We start from the raw sequence: 18,069 nt of genomic DNA, 5'->3' as shown, positions 1-18,069 counted from the left end.
TCCTGTCGAGCAGGCGCGCCCTGTCGCGCGCCACGTGCGTTGGCCGGTCAGCTCGTTATACTGGCGCGATCTTCCTGACCCGATGCGCGTGTCCGTCCTATGAAAAAATGCTTGCTCGCCGCCCTGTTGCTGTTGCTCGCGGGGTGCTCCTCGGGGTTGCGCATCGACCGCAGTCATGTCTCGGCCAACCAGGACAGCCGCGTTCAGTTCGTCATCCTGCATTACACCAATGCTTCGCTGGAGCGTTCGCTGGCGTTGCTGACGCATGGCGAGGTCAGCAGCCATTACCTGATCGGCGATGGCGCAGGCACGGTCTATCAATTGGTGGACGAAAACCGCCGGGCCTGGCATGCCGGGGAAAGCCAATGGCAGGGGCGGACCTGGTTGAACGCCAGCTCGATCGGGATCGAGATCGTCAACCCAGGCTTCACCGACACCCCTACCGGTCGCCGTTGGTACCCCTACAGCGAGGCCCAGGTGCAGGCGGTGATCGCCCTGGTCAAGGACATCGTCAAGCGTCACGGCATCTCGCCGCGCAACATCATTGGCCACAGCGACATCGCCCCGGGGCGCAAGCAGGACCCAGGCCCGCTGTTCCCCTGGCAGCGGTTGGCCGAGGCCGGCCTGGGACTCTGGCCGGACGCCACTGCCGTGGCCCGGCAGCAGGCCTACTATGCCGCGAACCCACCGAGCATCGGCTGGTATCAGCAACAGCTGGCACGTGCCGGCTACGCCATCGAGCCGACCGGCGTCTGGGACCCGGCCACCCGCACGACGCTCACGGCCTTCCAGATGCACTTCCGGCCCCAGCGTTACGATGGCGTGGCGGATGCGCAAACCGCAGCTATCCTGCAAGTGCTGAACAGCATGCATTGAAGCGCTCTTTCGAGAGACTGACTTGCCGGACAGTTGCCCTGATCATGGACACTCGACCGGATACCGCGGATGTCAGCCCTCGCTCCTGTTTTTGCCTACCTGTTGCAGCGACCTCGGCTGTTGGCCGTGGTCGCGACCGTATTCAGTGCAAGCTTGCTGCTGGCGATCAGCCTGACCCTGGCCATGCACCAGGTGAAACAACAGGAGATCGCCTCGATGAACGCCCGGGGCGAGCGCTTCCTGGAGCGTCTCGAGCAAGTGTTCGGGCAGTTGCGCCAAGGTGTGGACCAGTTGCAGTCGCTCCCGTCGAGGCGTTGCGACGATGCGATGCTGGCGGCCCTGCGTCAGGTAGGTTTTCGTTACCGCTTCGTCTACGAAGCCGCCTACGTCGACGGCGCCACCGTGTGCTCGATACGCGAAGGCGCCCGTTGGGAGGTGCCGTTGCGGGCACCGGACATCGATGGGCCGGTCTACAGCATCTGGCTCAACACCTCCACCGAGCCCGATGACAACCTGGCGGTCCTGATGCTGGGACGCGGACGCTTTCTGGTATCGACCTCTCGCGGGCACCTGACCGACGTCGTCGACCTGCCGGCGGGCGGCAGCGTGCTGGTGCTGCTCGACCACGGGGCGCGGGCGATTCCGGTCCTGGGGCCTGTGCAGCCCTGGCCGCCACGCGCCCAATGGCCCGAGACCTCGACGCAGGCCCTGATCGAGCTGCCAGATCGCCTCATCTACCGCATGCCGACCAAGTCGCCCGAGTACCAGCTGGCGCTCATCGTGCCGCGCACTTCCGCGCCGCTGGAGCTGGGCAGGCTGCTCTGGCTGGTGGTGGCCGGCAGTCTGCTGGCCGCCTGCTGCATCGGCTGGCTGGTCTGGCAGCTGGCGTTGCAGCGCCGCTCGATGAGCGCCGAGTTGCAAGGCGCCCTGCGCCGGGGGGAGCTGCAGGTGCTCTACCAGCCCATCTTCACGCTGGCCAGTCGCCGATGCGTGGGCGCCGAGGCCTTGGTGCGCTGGCGTCGTCCCGATGGCTCCCTGACCAGCCCGGACCTGTTCATCCCCCTGGCCGAAGACACCGGGCAGATCCGACCGTTGACCGATTTCGTGCTGCAACGCGTGCTCGAGCAGCTGGGCGCCTTGCTGCGCACGCACGCACAGTTGTACATCTCGATCAACCTGGCGGCCTGCGACGTCACGGCGCCGCGCATCGGAGAGGTAGCGACCCGGTTGCTGGCCCTGCATCGCGTCGCTGCACGGCAGATCGCCTTCGAGGTGACCGAGCGTGGCCTGGTGGACGTGGACGTAGCGCGTGACCACCTTCAGGCCTTGCGCAGCATGGGCCACAAGGTGTTGATCGACGACTTCGGTACAGGCTATTGCAGCCTGGCCTACCTGCAGACCTTGCCGGTCGATTGCCTGAAGATCGACAAGGCCTTCATCGATGCGCTGGGTCATGACGCCGCCAGCAGTGGCGTGGCGCCTCACATCGTACGCATGGCCCATGCTCTGCAGTTGCAAGTCATCGCCGAGGGGGTCGAATACGAGGATCAGGCCGAGCTGCTCAGCAGCGAAGGCGTGGAGTATGGTCAGGGGTGGCTGTTTGCCCGGCCCCTGACGGCCCGCCAGTTCATCCAGATGGTCAGCGATGGCCAGCGCCGGACGCTGACCCTGCGCTGACCGTGTCGCGACCGATGGCTATGCCGGCAATGCCATGTAGAACTGGGTGCCTTGGCCGGGTCGGGAGAAAACCCCCATGCGGCCGCCGTGCAGCTGGACGATTTCCTTGCACAGGGCCAGGCCGAGCCCTGCCCCGCCTTTCTTGCGGCCGACCTGGACGAACGGCTCGAAGATGCGTCCCTGCTGCCCATAGGCGATACCCTCGCCATTGTCCTCCACGCTGATGATCACGCGTTCGGCATGGCGCCGCGCCTGCAAGCAGATGCGACCACCCTGGGCGGTGTGACGGATGGCGTTGTGCAACAGGTTGTCCAGAACGCGGTCGAGCTGGGCGACGTCTGCCTGAAGGCGTGGCAAAGGGTGCTCCAGTTCCTGGACCAGTTCGATGTGCTTGGCCTGGGCCTGGACCGCGAATCGATCCATGGCGCGCTCGAGCAGGTCCTCGACCATGCACGGGGCCAGCTCGAGTTTCTGCAGGCCGCTCTGGTAGCGCGAGAAGTTCAGCAGGTCATTGATCAGCTGGGTCAGGCGCTGCATTTCCTCGCCGATGGTGTCGAGCAAATCGTTCTCGCGTGCCTCGGCCGGGAATTTCAACCGTTCGCGCAGCAGGCCGAAGGCCATGTGCATGCCGGTGATCGGCGTGCGCAGCTCATGGGATGCACGTAGCACGAACTCGCTGCGCACCCGCTCGAAGGCGCGCTGCTCGGTGACGTCGTGCAGGACCATGACCGCGCCCAGGATCGGCCCCTGGGGGTGGCTGACGGGCGTGAGGCTGTAGGTCAGCAGGCGCGATTCATCGTCGACCTCCAGGCTCAGGTCTTCGGGCGGACGGTCGAGGCTGCCACCGCGCAATACCTGACGCAGCTGCTGCTCGAGTTCAGGCCGCTGCAGCGCTTCGGCCAGGCTGACGCCGACCCGGCTGTTGTCCCAGCCGAGCTGGCGCTGGCCGACGGGGTTGAGGTGTTCCAGTCGCCCCTGACGGTCGATGATCAGCAGGCCGTCGTCGATGCTGTCGAGCACGGCCTGCAAGCGTTGTTGCCCGGCCAGCAGCTCGTCGACGTTGGTCGCCTGGTGTTTGCGCAAGGCATCGGCCATGAGCCCGAAGCGCTTGGTCAGCAGGCCGAGTTCCTGGCCCTGGGTCACCGGCAGGGTGACGTCGAAGTTACCCTCGCCCACCTGGTCGGCGGCCTTGGCCAGCGCCTCGATCGGTTGGCCGAACCGGCGCGCCATGTTGTGCGCGGTGATGAAGCCCAGTACCAGGACGGCCAGCCCCATGATGCCCAGGAGGCCGCCGACCAGGAACGCACGGTCGCGGGCCTGTTCGCCACTTTGGTCGATGTAGGCCAGAGCGCGTTGGTGCGCATCGATCAGGTCAGTCCGAATGGCATTGAATGCTGCGCCCAGAGGGGCCTCGGGGCTCATGTCGCGCCACGGTTGCGCAGACTCGCGGTAGGCCTGCAGGAAGCGCTGGTAGGTCGTGCGTGTCTTGCCGAAGCCGGCCTTGGCGCTGGCCAGGTCGGCGCTGTCGTCCAGTACGGTCTGGAATTCGTTCTGCAGGTCCGACAGGCGTTCGCGGTCAGAGTCGGCTTTCAGGATCAGGGCCAGCTGGTCCCCGAGGTTCTGCCGCAGCTTCAAGCCCAGCGCGAGCGATTGCGTGGTCTCGCGCACCTGCTCCTGCTGCATCGAGGCCATCTGGAGGACGCTCACCAGCCCGAGCAACAAGCCCAGCAACGCCACGCTCACCAGCGCGGAAATGCTGAGAAAGAGCCGCGTACGCAGCTTCATTGCCCATTTCATAAGTGGTACTGCTTGCGTTTGCGGTACAGGGTGGAGGCATCGATCCCCAGGGTACGCGCGGCCTGCTCCAGCGTGTCACTGGTGGCCAGCACGGCGCCGATGTGAGCCCGTTCCAGCTCGTCCAGGCTCATGGAGGCGCCGACGCGCGGTGCGTTGCCTGCGGGCTGCTCGCCCATACCCAGGTGGGCGATCTCTACCCGCTCCTGGCCACAAATGATGCTGGCGCGTTCGATCACGTTGCGCAGCTCGCGGATGTTGCCTGGCCAGCGATAGTTGAGCAGCGCTGTACGGGCTTCTTCGGTGAAGCCGCGGGCCGGACGCGAGTATTCCTTGACGAAGCGCGCCAGGAAACGATCGGCCAGGGTCAGGATGTCTTCGCTACGCTCGCGCAGGGGCGGCAGGTGCAAGGTGATGACGTTCAGGCGGTACAGCAAGTCCTCGCGGAACTTGCCTTCGCGCACCATCTCCTCGAGGTTCAGGTTGGTCGCCGCCAGGATCCGCACATCGGCACGACGCGTCACCGGGTCGCCGACGCGCTCGTATTCCTTGTCCTGAATGAAACGCAGCAGCTTGGGCTGCAGCGTCAGCGGGAAGTCGCCGATCTCGTCGAGGAACAAGGTGCCGCCGTCGGCCTGATTCACCCGGCCCAAGGTGCTCTCGCTGGCACCGGTGAAGGCGCCACGGCTGTGGCCGAACAGTTCGCTTTCCATCAGTTCGGCGGTCAGGGACGGGCAATTGATGGTGACGCAGGCCTTGCGTGCCCGCTTGCTCCAGCCATGGATGGCCCGGGCCAGTTCGCCCTTGCCGGTCCCGGACTCGCCCAGGATGAGAATGTTGGCATCGGTGGTGGCCACCTGACGCGCGGTCTCGAGCACGGCCATCATCGCCGGGCTGTGGGAATCCAGGCCATCCTTGGGCTTGCGCACTTCGCCTTCCAGCGCTTCCAGGCGTGCCGACAGCTGACGCACTTCCAGCTGCTTGGCGGTGGCCAGACGCAGTTGGTCCGGGCTGCAGGGCTTGACCAGGTAATCGGCCGCGCCGGCCTGGATCGCATCCACGGCGGTGTCGATGGCCGAATGGGCGGTGACGATCACCACCCGCATCCAGGGGGCCTGGATGCGCATCTGGGCCAGTACGTCCAGGCCATTGTCCTCGCCCAGGCGCAAGTCCAGGAAGCACAGGTCGAAGACTTGACGTTGCAGCAGCGTGTCGGCTTGGGCGGCGCTGTTGGCCGTCGCTACACTATAGCCCTCGTCTTCCAGGCAATAACGGAAGGTCCGCAGGATGGCTGACTCATCATCCACAAGCAGAATACGGCCCTGACTGTCTTGGGCTGACTCCATTTCCTACGCTCCTTTGGGAATTATCTCGGTTAGTGTCGGAAAAATCGGGCAAGTTGCATGGTCAATTCTGATTGATTTTGCTGAATGCATGCTAGCTGCTTTATGTCGCATGGGTTAACTCATTGAATTATATGAGTTTTCTTTCGAATAAGGACTGGCATGGTCATTGCGAACCGCTTTTCCTAATGCCTTAAATGCCTTGAAGGAGATGAGACATGTCGACCGTTCACCGAAACGCTGCCTGGATCGGACTCTGCCTGCTGGGCCAGGCCTGGCTGCTCCCGGCGGCCCAGGCCGAGACCGCTCAGGATGCACGGCTGGAGGGTGCCGTACAGACAGCGTTGTCGCTCAACCGTGTGCTCAATACGTTCGCCATCAAGGCCCATGTCGATGGTCAGGCCGCAACGCTGACGGGCGATGTGGAGAACGATGTGCAGCGCCAGCTGGCGCAGGACGTGGCACAGGCCACGCGAGGCATCGAGCAGGTGGACAACCAGCTGCACGTGAACCCGCAACTGGTCGAGCAGCCATTGGGGCTGAAGGCCTACGCCCAGCGTCTGGAAGACGCCACGCTGACCGCCATCGTGCGTTCCCGACTGGCCTGGAGCACGTTGACGCAGCAAGCCGCAGTCGAGGTGCAGGCCCAGGATGGCGTCGTGACGCTGCGTGGCAAGGTCGATAACCCAGAGGCCAAAGCCCTGGCCGGTGTCCTGGCGCGCAGCACCGAGGGCGTGTACCTGGTGAACAACCTGATCAGCCTGGACAGCGTGGCCATGGCCGAGGCGCGCGCCACGCCTGCCCAAGCCTCCAAGCAGGCTCAGCCGAACGATGAATGGATCGTCGACAAGATCCAGGAAAGCTTCCGCTTTAGCCGCAACCTGGACGTGTTGAAGATCAAAGTGGCCAGCGCAGAGGGCATGGTGCGCCTGTCTGGCGAGGTCGTGAGCGCCCAGCAGAAGTCGATCGCCGTCGAGATCGCTCGCCAGATCCTCGGTGTGCGGGGCGTAGACCCCGATCTGCTCAAGGTGGCGACCAAGGTCGAAGGCTGATCGTGCAAATCGCACGGAACTATTTCGATGATCGTGCAGGATACGTCCTACACGGTCATTTACCTATTATTTAAATCATTGATTTATAAGGATTTTTAAGTCAATTCAAGACTGGCATGCTGACTGCACTGTTATCTGCACGAACCGCAGAATACGTACAACAGGAGCACCGGCATGAACGCCCAGACCACTCACCGCGAAACGACTCTCTCCCTGCCCCTGCGCCAGGTACTGCTCGTCACGTTCGCGTTGATGGTCACCCTGTTGATCGGTCAGCTGTACCACACCTGGCAGTCGGCCCGTATGGCCGATCAAGTCGCGGCGCAAACCGCACTGATCGCGCACATCCAGGCCACTCGGGCAAGCATGCCGGTCAGCGCACCGGAGCATCTGCCCGTCTCGCAGGCGTCTTCTGCAACCACCGATAGTGTCGTTCACCAAGACAGTTGGGTCTTCTGATCCAGCCTCAGGATTCACAAAGCGTAAATAAGGAGATACATCATGCTGAGCTGGGCCATTACCTTCCTGATCATCGCCATCGTCGCGGCCGTCCTGGGCTTCGGTGGTATCGCTGGCGCCGCTACGGGTATCGCGAAGATTCTCTTCATCGTGTTCCTGGTGCTGTTCGTGGCGTCGTTCTTCTTCGGCCGTGGCAGGAGATAGTCGCAATGAAGGCATTGCTTTGCCGAGCCTTGGCTGCTGCCCTCGTCCTGGGCGGCAGCAGCGCGGTCATGGCGGCCAATGATGGCCAAGTCCGGGCCAACCAGCTGCTTGGCTCGGATCAGGAGTACCGTGAGACCTGGGCCAAGGTCGTCCGCAAGCAGGAGCGTCTGCCCGACTGGGTCATCAACCTCAGTGGCAGCTCGCCCCAGCAAATGTCAGCGGTCACCGAGGATGGGGACAAGTACCTGGTCGGCCCGGTCTGCGAATCCGAGGGCAACTGCACCTACAAGCGGTTGATCGTGGCGTTCAGCTGGGACAAGGATGATGCCTACGGGATGCTGGTCGAAGTGCCCGAAGGCCTGCCACAGGACAAGTCGCCAACCCGCCACGCCACCTATACCTGGCTGGGCGACCCGGACGACGGCATGAAGCAGCTGCTCCAGGAGCAGTTGAAACGCGATCCGGCCTGGTACTGATCACCGGTTGCGTCCAGTCATCAACGGAAGCTGAACCTTTTCAGGATCGCAGCTTCTATGGTGCGCTGTCCCGATGAGGGCGCAGCGCATGACCAAGGGGCCGGGCTGCTTTGACCACGGGTGTCAGAGTGGCCTAGGGGTACAGGGAGTGCCTCCTGTCATGGGGCCGGGTCAGGCGAAGCGGCATCGGAAGCATCAGACCGATCGGCATCATGCCATTTGACGCCGATCGGTCTGGCTTCCGAAGCGCCACTTCGATCATCGATCACCCCTCCTGTCCGCACCACCGTACATCCACTTTTTTATGCCCTCTCCTTCAGACGGCTGCTTTCGCCTTTCTGTATTCGGATTGTCGAACACGCCAATCGTGTCGCCTCTATCCCTCTTCCTCCGCCTGCCAAAAATGGCGCCATACGACTGTTCGGCAATCCGAACGTACGTTTCGGTCACGCTCAAGGTCACGTCAAAGCCGTCCCTGCCTCATGCCGATTCGGCATGGCCCACTCGTTTACGGCATTAGACGGGGGTGGCCGTCATCGCAATAGTTGCCGACTTTTTCACCGGGCCAGGTTCCCGGTGCCCGTGCCAGGTCTGCCGACCGCTCAGCGGATGTACCGGCTCGGGCGCAGCGATTTTGCGCAGGAACCGCTCTAAGCAGCGGCTTTCGGCCAGATATCCATGATGTGCAAACAAGAAGGTGAAGACATGAAGAAGGCAAAACTAAGCCTCGCTTGGCAGATTCTCATCGGCCTGCTCCTCGGTGTGGCCGTCGGTGCCTTGCTGAACCATTTCAGTGCAGAAAAGGCATGGTGGATCAGCAACGTGCTTCAACCGGCAGGTGACATCTTCATCCGCCTGATCAAGATGATCGTCGTACCGATCGTGATTTCCTCGCTAATCGTCGGTATCGCCGGGGTCGGCGATGCCAAGAAGCTGGGCAGCATCGGTCTGAAGACCATCCTGTACTTCGAGGTCGTGACCACCATCGCCATCGTGGTCGGTCTGCTTCTGGCCAACCTGTTCCACCCCGGTGCCGGGATCGACATGAGCACCTTGGGCACCGTGGACATCTCCAAGTACCAGGCGACCGCAGCGGAGGTGCAGCATGAGCATGCCTTCGTCGAAACCCTGCTCAACCTGATCCCTTCGAACATCTTCGCCGCCCTGATGCGTGGCGAGATGCTGCCGATCATCTTCTTCTCGGTGCTGTTCGGCCTTGGGCTGTCGAGCCTGCAGGCAGATCTGCGCGAGCCGCTGGTGCGTACGTTCCAGGGCGTCTCGGAAACCATGTTCAAGGTCACTCACATGATCATGAACTACGCGCCGATCGGCGTGTTCGCCCTGATTGCCGTGACGGTCGCCAACTTCGGCTTCTCCTCGCTGCTGCCGTTGGCCAAGCTGGTGCTGCTGGTGTACTTCGCCATCGCCTTCTTCGCCTTCATGGTGCTGGGCCTGATCGCCCGTCTGTTCGGCTTCTCGATCCTGAAGATCATGCGCATCATGAAGGACGAGCTGATCCTGGCCTACTCCACCTCGAGCTCGGAAACGGTCCTGCCGCGGGTGATCGAGAAGATGGAGGCCTACGGCGCGCCCAAGTCCATCTGCAGCTTCGTGGTACCGACCGGTTACTCGTTCAACCTCGACGGCTCGACCCTGTACCAGAGCATCGCGGCCCTGTTCATCGCGCAGCTGTACGGCATCGACCTGTCGATCAGCCAGCAGTTGCTGCTGGTGCTGACGCTGATGGTCACCTCCAAGGGCATCGCTGGTGTGCCGGGCGTTTCGTTCGTGGTGCTGCTGGCCACCTTGGGCAGCGTCGGCATCCCTCTGGAAGGCCTGGCCTTCATCGCCGGTGTCGACCGGATCATGGACATGGCCCGTACGGCGCTGAACGTGGTCGGCAACGCCCTGGCGGCGCTGGTGATCGCACGTTGGGAGGGCATGTACGATGCGGCCAAGGGCGAGGCCTACTGGAACTCCCTGCCGCACCTCAACAAGCAGGCGTCGTCGGCTGCGGTCGGCAAACCCCTCAATCGTTGAGGCCATCCCCCGGCTCGCCTGCGGGTGAGCCGTCTCTAGGCCTGACGAGCGCTGTCTCTCGTCAGGCCATCGCCTTCCCTCACTGAAGCCCGACGCCGCAATGCGTTATCATCGCCCGCATTTCACAAAGGGTGGCACGCATGCTCAACGGCCTCTGGCTTGGCTTTTTCCTGGTGGCGGCCGTCTCGGCCATGGCCCAGTGGCTGTTCGCCGGCAACCCGGGCATCTTCGCGGCGATGGTCGAAAGCATCTTCGCCATGGCCAAGCTGTCGGTGGACGTCATGGTGCTGCTGTTCGGCACCCTTACCCTGTGGCTGGGATTCCTGAAGATCGCCGAGCAGGCCGGGATCGTCGAATGGCTGGCCAAGGTACTCGGGCCCCTGTTCGCACGGCTCATGCCGGACGTGCCGCCAGGCCATCCTGCGCTGGGGCTGATCACCTTGAACTTCGCCGCCAATGGCCTGGGCCTGGACAATGCCGCCACACCCATCGGGCTGAAAGCCATGCGGGCGCTGCAGGAACTCAACCCCAGCACGACCACTGCCAGCAACGCGCAGATCCTGTTCCTGGTGCTCAATGCCTCGTCGCTGACCCTGCTGCCGGTCACCATTTTCATGTACCGCGCCCAGCAAGGTGCGCCTGACCCGACGCTGGTGTTCCTGCCGATCCTGCTGGCCACCAGCGTCTCCAGCATGGTGGGCGTGCTGTCGGTCGCCGTCATGCAGCGGTTGCGGCTATGGGACCCCGTGGTGCTGGCCTACCTGGTGCCCGGCGCCCTGTTGCTGGGCGGGTTCATGGCCGTCCTTGCCACGCTGTCGAGCGCTGCCCTGGCCAGCCTGTCGTCCATTCTCGGCAACCTGACGCTGTTCGGCGTGATCATGCTGTTCCTGATCGTCGGCGCGCTGCGCCGGGTGAAGGTGTACGAGGCGTTCGTGGAGGGTGCCAAGGAAGGCTTCGACGTGGCCAGGAGCCTGTTGCCGTACCTGGTGGCCATGCTCTGTGCCGTGGGCGTGCTGCGTGCCTCGGGCGCCCTGGACCTGGCCCTGGATGGCATCCGTCACGCCGTGCTGTGGATGGGGCTGGACACGCGCTTCGTCGACGGCTTGCCCACGGCACTGGTCAAGCCCTTCTCCGGCAGCGCAGCGCGCGCCCTGCTGATCGAGACCATGCAGGCCAAGGGTGTGGACAGTTTCCCTGCCCTGGTGGCGGCGACCATCCAGGGCAGCACCGAAACCACGTTCTACGTGTTGGCTGTGTACTTCGGCGCGGTGGGCATCCAGCGTGTCCGGCACGCCGTCGGCTGCGCCCTGCTGGCCGAGTTCTCCGGCGTGGTCGCAGCGATCCTGGTCTGCTACTGGTTCTTCGCCTGACACCCGGCACCGCCCCGCACGTGCAGGTGCAGGGCGCAGGCAGCACCTGTCACGAGCGCTGGGCGCCCTGGGTGACCTTGAAGCGCAGCACGCCGATGACCTGGCCGTCCTCGGTCAGCACCCTCACCTGCCAGCGCCCGGTGGGGTCGGGTGGGAAGTTCTGCTTGTGGGTCCAGGCCCGGTAGCCTTCCTTGCGGCCCCCATGGATGTCCAGGGCGATGCGATCGACTTCCTGCCCGTTGAGCTGCCAGACATGGTAGATGCGCTCGTCGAGACCGCGTGGGGCGTTGATGGCGGTGTACGCATACAGCCCGTTGCGTCGCAGCTGGTCCACGTCGACCTGCTTGAGCGAGTCGCCAGGCTCGCGGCCCTGCACCTGGGTGCTCACGGCGACATCGGTCATCCACAAGGTGGCTGGCGGTACCCAGGAACGCAGCAGCCACCCCCCTGCACCGACCGCCAGGGTCAGCCCCAGCACGGCCAGCGCACGGCGCCAGCAGGTGATCGGGAAGCTGCTGGCCAGGCTCGGGAACGACAGCAGCATGGCCGCGCCCAGCGCCAGCTTGAAACTCTCGGCGGTGGTCAGGTGCAGGATGATCGGCAGCGCCGTCAGCAGCGCGGCGAACAGCGTCAGGGTGTGCAGCGCCATGAACAGCCAGCGCCGTGGCGCCAGCCATTTGTAGTAGAGCGGGTCGATGATCGAGATCAGGCCAGCCGCCGCCAACAGCCCGGTGAATACCAGCTGGCCACTGTTCCACGTGGTGGTGACGAAGAAGAACGGCAGGACGAAGAACAGGCTTTCCTGGTGGATCATCTGCGTCGCGTAGCGCAGCAGCGGCTGTGGGATCTCACGCTTGAAGGCGCGCGCAAACAGCCGGGTCAGGGTGTTTTCCAGCATCAGCCAGACCCAGCTGACCAGCATCACCACGGCGATCCAGCTGGCCAGGCTGGCCTGGCGGTCGACCAGGATAAAGCTGCCGATGCCGGACAGGAAGCCGCCCAGGGCAATGACGCCCGGGTAGCGCTTGAGCAGATCGATCAGGCGGTGCAGCCAGAGAGAGAGATGTGACATCGATGAGGACTGCATAGGAAACCCCTCACAGCATACCGTCGATTCAACGTCGCCGTGTAGCGCCACTGGGACGTGCATGCGGGGCGCGCTGGCGGCGGCGGCGCCGACGTCGACGCAGCCAGACCGAGGCCAGTACCAGCGCAACCAGCAGTGCCAGCACGCCGTACAGCCCGTCGTCACCCAGCAGCGGCGCCTCGATGCGCACGTAGCCCGGCTCGTTCAGCAGGGCCTTGAGCGCGGCATTGGCGTCGTCCAGGGTCACCTCGCGCAGCGTGCTGACCGGGTCTGCGACGCGGCCATCGGCATAGCCGTTGAGCGCCCCCCAATAATAGTCGGCCAGGGCCGGGTTGCCCTGGGTGGTCCAGCTTTCACGGGCGATTGCGGCTTGTCGGATGCGCTCGAAGGTCTTCGGGTCCAGGCCCTCGCTGCGCAGGCGCTCGAACAGGCCCTGCAGCGCTTCGACGGCCTCGTCCACGTCATCACGCTCGAGGTCAGCGTTGAGGCTGAGCATGCCGCTGTCACCAAAGCTCTGGCGTTTTACCGAGGGACCGTAGGACAGGCCCTGCTTGAGCCGCAACTGGTCGTACAGGGCCCAGTCGAGGTAGCGCGACACCAGTTCCAGTGTCTGGTCATGGGCGGTGTCGAGCACCGGCTCGATGAACAACCAGTGCAGCTTGACGTTGTCGCCGACCCAACCGCGTACCAGCTCGCGACGCGGTTCGGCCTGTTCGGTGATGCTGTCCAGCGCGCGTCGGTCCTCAGGCTCCGTGGCCGGTAGCTCGCCATACGTGCGCTCCAGGTAGGCTGGCAGCAGCTTGTCGAGGCCACCGACCACGATCAGGCTCATGTTGTTGGCGGCATACCAGCGGTTGCGCAGATCCTCGACCTGTTTCAGGGTCATGGCCTGGACGTCGGAGCGTTCGCTGCATTTCAGGCCCAGTTCGGTGGCCAGCTGGTCGCTGGCGGGGTGCCCGATGTCCTGGCGATCCAGCCAGCGCTGCAGGTGCCCGTAATGGCCACCGTCCTCGCGCTCGATGATCCGCTTGGCGGTCGCCAGGTCTTTCTCGTCCAGGCGTGTGTCGCGAACGATCTCCAGCAGCAGGTCCAGCACCTTGCGCTGGTTGCGCGCCGGGGCCTCGATGACGAAGGTGGTGTCGGCGCTGCTGGTGAAGGCGTTCCACTCGCCGCCCAAGGCCTGCATGCGCGCCTCCAGCCCGCCTTCGTCCTGCCCGTCCAGGCCACTGAACAGCAGGTGCTCAAGCAAGTGGGGCAGTTCTCGCTGATCACAGTCGAAGTCGTCCAGCCCGACCCCCACCACCAGGCGGATGGACACATGGTCGCGTTCGTAACCCGACTTGAGCAGCACCTGCAGGCCGTTGGGCAACAGGTAACCTTCCACGCGTGAGCGATCGAGGGCGACACTGGGGAATGTGCACAGCAACAGTACAACGAACATCAGGCAACGCATGGGCAAGCTTCCAGGCCAGTCTGCGTCGCAGACGCGTTCAAGGCAGGCGGGTTTCGTCCGGTACGGTGTCGAGCATCAGCCCGCCCGTGTCCGAGCCACCCAGTACCACATAGGCACTGCTGCAAAACAAAGAGTTCAACCGCTTCATGTCGGCGATCAGTTCCAGGTGCAGCGAACTGGTCTCGATACTTTGCACGACGCGGCGTTGCAGGCGGCTGACATGGGCATGCGCCAGGCGCCGCTCCTGCGCCCGGAACCGGCGCTTTTCGCGCAGCAGTTGGCGTGCGCTGTCGGGGTCGGCGCTGAGCAGGACCGACAGGCCCAGCCGCAGATTGGCCTGCAAGGGCTGCTGCAAGGTGGTCAGTTCCGCCAGGCCGACGTCGGAGAACGCGCGGCGCTGGGCGGTCTTTTGCTGCTGGATCTTGCGCAGCATGCGCTCGATCAGGTCGCTGGCCAGCTTGAGGTTGATCGCCAGCTCGATCACCTCGGCCCAGCGCCGGCTGTCCTGCTCGGGCAGGTCCTCGCGCGGCATCCGGGCCAAGTAGTGCTTGATGGCGTTGTACAGCACGTCGACTTCCTCGCTGAGCTGCCGCGCCTGCCGGGGCAAGGGGGTGCCATCGCCCTGCAGAGCCTGGCGCAGGACGTCGAGCAGGCTGTCGACCAGGTCGCCCAGGCGCAGGGTCTCGCGTACCGAGTTGGCCAGGGCCAGGCTGGGCGTGTCCAGCGCAGTCGGGTCCAGGTGGCGCGGCTGCGCGGCGCTGACCGGCTCACGCCGATCGGGCAGCCAGGCCTCGCACAGCGTGGCCATCAGCCCGACCGTGGGCAACAGCAGGACGCAGCGCAGGGTGTTGTAGAGCAGGTGGAAACCGATCACCAGTTCCTGGGGACGCAGGTTCAAGGTCTGCATCCAGTCCACCAGGGGGTGCAGCACGGGGATCACCAACAGCAGGCCGATCAGCTTGTACAGCAGGCTGCCGAGCGCGACCCGACGGCCGGCGGCGTTCTGCAAGGTGGCGGTGAGAAAGGCCAGCAGGCCGCTGCCGATGTTGGCCCCGATCACCAGACCGATGGCCACCGGCAGGCCTATCAGCTCGGCACCGGCCAGGGTGGCGGTCAGCAGCACCGCCGCCAGGCTGGAGTAGGACACCAGCGCGAACAGGGCGCCGACCAGCGCGTCCAGCAGGATGTCGCCGGTCAATGACGCGAACAGCACCTGCACGCCCTGGGACTGGGTAATGGGCGCCGCGGCCTGGACGATCAGTTGCAGCGCCAGGATGATCAGGCCCAGCCCGATGCCGACCCGCCCCAGCTGCCCGGCCTGGGTCTGCTTGCGCGACAGGAAGAAGATCACCCCCAGGAAGATCAGCAGCGGCGACAGCCACGACAGGTCGAAGGTCAGCACCCTGGCCATCAGCGCCGTGCCGACATCGGCACCGAGCATGATCGCCAGGGCCGGCGTCATGCTCATCAGGCCTTGGCCGACGAACGAGGTGACGAGCATCGCCGTGGCGTTGCTGCTCTGCACCAGTGCGGTCACGCCGATCCCGGCCAGGAAGGCCAGGGGCCGCCGGCGCATGTTCTGGCCCAGCACGCGGCGCAGGCTCGAGCCGTAGACCCGCAGGATGCCCGTGCGCACGATGTGCGTCCCCCAGACCAGCAAGGTGACGGCAGACAACAGGTCGAGCAAGGTCAGCATGGCCAGGTCCTCCAGTGACGTTCGGCCCGGTGGCCAGCGATTGCAGAGTACTGGTTTAAGCTGTAGTCGCTGCCCGGTCAGGTTGCCAGCGCACACGCCCGATCGAGGCGCAGGGAGGCGCAGAAACGGACAAGGCCGCACGAGGCGGCCTTGTTCGACGAGCGGGTCTGGCCTCAGTGGCCGACGGTATCCTTGAGCTTGACCGCCTCGGCGGCCTCGCCCTTCTTGCGTGCCAACGAGGTGCGCATGCGGATGTTGATGGCCTCCACGGCCAGCGAGAAGGCCATGGCGAAGTACACGTAGCCCTTGGGCACGTGCACGTCAAAGGCTTCGGCGATCAGTACCGTGCCCACGACGATCAGGAAGGACAGCGCCAGCATCTTCAGCGAGGGGTGCTTGTCGATGAAGTCGGCGATGGTGCCGGCACACAGCATCATCACCAGCACGGCAACGATGATCGCGGCGATCATCACCGGCACGTGGGAGACCATGCCGACTGCCGTGATCACCGAATCCAGCGAGAACACGATGTCGATGATGGCGATCTGCACGATGGTGTAGAAGAACTTGCCCCCGCCACCCTTGGGTTCCTCGGACGCCTCTTCCTCGCCTTCCAGGCCGTGGAAGATTTCCTGGGAGCTTTTCCACAACAGGAACAGGCCGCCGAAGAACAGGATCAGGTCACGTCCGGAAATGCCCTGGCCCAGGACCACGAACAGGTCGGCGGTCAGGCGCATGACCCAGGTGATCGAGAGCAGCAGCAGGATGCGCGTGACCATGGCCAGCGCCAGGCCGAAGATGCGCGTGCGGGGCTGCATGTGCTTGGGCATGCGGCTGACCAGGATCGAGATCATGATGATGTTGTCGATCCCGAGCACGATCTCGAGCGCAGTCAGCGTGAAAAAGGCAACCCAGATTTCTGGGCTGGTCAGCCATTCCATGTCAATTCCTTCGGGCGATGGGGGCAACGCCCCGAGAGGACGGGGCGTGCGGTGTGAGGTCGTTGTACTACAGACTGCTGAACAGCGGGAAGATCCCCATCAGCAACGCGGCGAACATTATGCACAGGCAGACCAGCACTGCCCACTTGAGGGTGAAGCGCTGGTGGTCGCCGAACTCGATGCCGGCCAGGGCCACCAGCAGGTAGGTGGAAGGCACCAGAGGGCTGAGCAGGTGCACGGGCTGGCCGACGATCGAGGCGCGGGCCATTTCCACCGGGCTGATGCCGTAGTGCGCGGCGGCCTCGGAGAGCACCGGCAGCACACCGTAGTAGAACGCGTCGTTGGACATGAAGAAGGTGAACGGCATGCTGACGATCGCGGTGATCACCGCCAGGTATGGCCCGAGGGCATCCGGGATGACCGCCAGCAGGCTCTTGGACATGGCGTCGACCATGCCGGTCCCCGACAGGATGCCGGTGAAGATCCCCGCCGCGAAGATCAGACCCGTGACCGCCAGGACGCTGCCGGCATGGGCGGCGATCCGGTCCTTCTGCTGTTGCAGGCACGGGTAGTTGACGATCATGGCGATGCTGAAGGCAATCATGAACAGCACCGGCAGCGGCAGCAGACCGGTGATCAGCGCCACCATCAGCACCAGCGTCAGGGCGGCGTTGAACCACAGCAGCTTGGGACGACGGGCTTCCGGGAACTGCGAGACGCTGATCTGGCTGTGATCGGTGTCGTCGGTCGGCAGGCTCAGCTCGCCCAGGCGTGCGCGTTCGCGCTTGCCGTAGGCGTAGGCGATGCCGAGGATCGCCAGCACGCCAAAGGCCATGGCCGGGATCATCGGCACGAAGATGTCGGAGGGGTCGACGTGCAGGGCACTGGCGGCGCGGGCGGTCGGCCCGCCCCAGGGGGTCATGTTCATCACGCCCCCGGCCAGGATGATCAGGCCGGCCATGATGCGCGGGCTCATGCCCAGGCGGCTGTACATCGGCAGCATGGCGGCGCAGCAGATCATGTAGGTGGTGGCGCCGTCGCCGTCCAGCGAGACCACCAGGGCCAGCACGGCGGTGCCGACCGACACCTTGAGCGGGTCACCCTTGACCAGCTTGAGGATCTTGCGCACGGCCGGGTCGAACAGGCCGGAGTCGATCATCAGGGCGAAATACAGGATGGCGAACATCAGCATCACGCCCGTGGGCGCCAGTTTGCTGATGCCTTGCAGCATCATCGGCCCGATGTCGGCGGAGAAGCCACCGAACAGGGCGAACAGGATCGGTACCAGGATCAGCGCGATCAAGGCCGACAGGCGCTTGGTCATGATCAGGTACATGAAGGTGATGACCATGGCAAAGCCGAGGAAGGTCAGCATGGCGGCACTCCAGGCGTGGCGCGACGAAAGTCAGGACGATTCGGGGCGGATCAGCGAACGGGGCGCTGCGCGAGGAGAGGCGGACGGAACGCAGGGTGCAGGCGGGCACGGAAGGACATCGGAATCACCATTTGTTGTTGTTGATTTGAGCCGCGCCAGGATTTTCCTGGACGCTGGCCGACCGGTCTTGTGCCGGTGGTGTCCTAATCCTATTGCCGAAAGCTTT

At 64.4% G+C, this 18,069-nt stretch carries 15 protein-coding genes; 8 read left to right on the top strand and 7 right to left on the bottom strand.

Annotated features, from left to right (window positions below; translation table 11 throughout):
• The first annotated feature begins 99 nt into the window (after nucleotides 1-99).
• Both G7Z99_RS15105 and G7Z99_RS15100 read left to right on the top strand, forming a co-directional pair.
• Nucleotides 100-876: an N-acetylmuramoyl-L-alanine amidase gene (locus G7Z99_RS15105; protein ID WP_181095140.1), complete on the top strand. Its 777-nt coding sequence runs from the start codon at nucleotides 100-102 to the stop codon at nucleotides 874-876.
• A 69-nt stretch (nucleotides 877-945) separates the two neighbouring features.
• Nucleotides 946-2,553 carry an EAL domain-containing protein gene (locus tag G7Z99_RS15100; protein WP_181095138.1) on the top strand — a complete coding sequence of 536 codons (1,608 nt, stop codon included), beginning with the start codon at nucleotides 946-948 and terminating at the stop codon, nucleotides 2,551-2,553.
• 18 nt (nucleotides 2,554-2,571) lie between these two features.
• Here G7Z99_RS15100 and G7Z99_RS15095 read toward each other — a convergent pair whose 3' ends face one another.
• A complete protein-coding gene (locus tag G7Z99_RS15095) occupies nucleotides 2,572-4,350 on the bottom strand; it encodes a KinB sensor domain-containing domain (RefSeq protein WP_181095136.1) in 1,779 nt (592 codons plus the stop codon).
• Complete coding sequence (gene algB, locus G7Z99_RS15090) at nucleotides 4,347-5,693, bottom strand: sigma-54-dependent response regulator transcription factor AlgB (RefSeq protein WP_181095134.1); 1,347 nt, start codon at nucleotides 5,691-5,693, stop codon at nucleotides 4,347-4,349. The genes G7Z99_RS15095 and algB overlap by 4 nt, the downstream gene beginning before the upstream one ends.
• A gap of 215 nt (nucleotides 5,694-5,908) precedes the next feature.
• Between algB and G7Z99_RS15085 the strand changes: the two genes are divergently transcribed.
• The 6 genes from G7Z99_RS15085 to G7Z99_RS15060 all read left to right on the top strand — a co-directional run bounded on the left by G7Z99_RS15085 (nucleotide 5,909) and on the right by G7Z99_RS15060 (nucleotide 11,291).
• A complete protein-coding gene (locus G7Z99_RS15085; protein WP_181095132.1) occupies nucleotides 5,909-6,742 on the top strand; it encodes a BON domain-containing protein in 834 nt (277 codons plus the stop codon).
• Between the two features lie 174 nt (nucleotides 6,743-6,916).
• Complete coding sequence (locus tag G7Z99_RS15080; protein WP_181095130.1) at nucleotides 6,917-7,201, top strand: hypothetical protein; 285 nt, start codon at nucleotides 6,917-6,919, stop codon at nucleotides 7,199-7,201.
• Nucleotides 7,202-7,243: 42 nt separating this feature from the next.
• A complete protein-coding gene (locus tag G7Z99_RS15075; RefSeq protein WP_023532363.1) occupies nucleotides 7,244-7,405 on the top strand; it encodes a DUF1328 domain-containing protein in 162 nt (53 codons plus the stop codon).
• Between the two features lie 5 nt (nucleotides 7,406-7,410).
• Nucleotides 7,411-7,881 (top strand): inhibitor of vertebrate lysozyme family protein, encoded by a 471-nt coding sequence (locus tag G7Z99_RS15070; RefSeq protein ID WP_181095128.1) that lies wholly within the window; start codon nucleotides 7,411-7,413, stop codon nucleotides 7,879-7,881.
• 705 nt (nucleotides 7,882-8,586) lie between these two features.
• A complete protein-coding gene (gltP, locus tag G7Z99_RS15065; protein WP_181095126.1) occupies nucleotides 8,587-9,921 on the top strand; it encodes a glutamate/aspartate:proton symporter GltP in 1,335 nt (444 codons plus the stop codon).
• Between the two features lie 140 nt (nucleotides 9,922-10,061).
• Complete coding sequence (locus G7Z99_RS15060) at nucleotides 10,062-11,291, top strand: nucleoside recognition domain-containing protein (protein WP_181095125.1); 1,230 nt, start codon at nucleotides 10,062-10,064, stop codon at nucleotides 11,289-11,291.
• A gap of 49 nt (nucleotides 11,292-11,340) precedes the next feature.
• Here G7Z99_RS15060 and G7Z99_RS15055 read toward each other — a convergent pair whose 3' ends face one another.
• The 5 genes from G7Z99_RS15055 to G7Z99_RS15035 form a co-directional block, all read right to left on the bottom strand.
• Nucleotides 11,341-12,363 carry a DUF5924 family protein gene (locus G7Z99_RS15055; RefSeq protein ID WP_181095123.1) on the bottom strand — a complete coding sequence of 341 codons (1,023 nt, stop codon included), beginning with the start codon at nucleotides 12,361-12,363 and terminating at the stop codon, nucleotides 11,341-11,343.
• Between the two features lie 43 nt (nucleotides 12,364-12,406).
• A complete protein-coding gene (locus tag G7Z99_RS15050; protein ID WP_181095121.1) occupies nucleotides 12,407-13,831 on the bottom strand; it encodes a M16 family metallopeptidase in 1,425 nt (474 codons plus the stop codon).
• 37 nt (nucleotides 13,832-13,868) lie between these two features.
• Nucleotides 13,869-15,527 carry a Na/Pi cotransporter family protein gene (locus tag G7Z99_RS15045; RefSeq protein WP_181095119.1) on the bottom strand — a complete coding sequence of 553 codons (1,659 nt, stop codon included), beginning with the start codon at nucleotides 15,525-15,527 and terminating at the stop codon, nucleotides 13,869-13,871.
• Between the two features lie 173 nt (nucleotides 15,528-15,700).
• Entirely contained in the window at nucleotides 15,701-16,468 is a 768-nt protein-coding gene (locus tag G7Z99_RS15040; RefSeq protein WP_181095117.1) for a TerC family protein, read from the bottom strand.
• Nucleotides 16,469-16,535: 67 nt separating this feature from the next.
• Complete coding sequence (locus G7Z99_RS15035) at nucleotides 16,536-17,843, bottom strand: CitMHS family transporter (RefSeq protein ID WP_181095115.1); 1,308 nt, start codon at nucleotides 17,841-17,843, stop codon at nucleotides 16,536-16,538.
• Between the last annotated feature and the right edge of the window lie 226 nt (nucleotides 17,844-18,069).

This window comes from Pseudomonas entomophila (assembly GCF_013523165.1).
GTDB lineage: Bacteria > Pseudomonadota > Gammaproteobacteria > Pseudomonadales > Pseudomonadaceae > Aquipseudomonas > Aquipseudomonas entomophila_A.
This window is presented reverse-complemented; position numbering and strand designations above follow the sequence as displayed.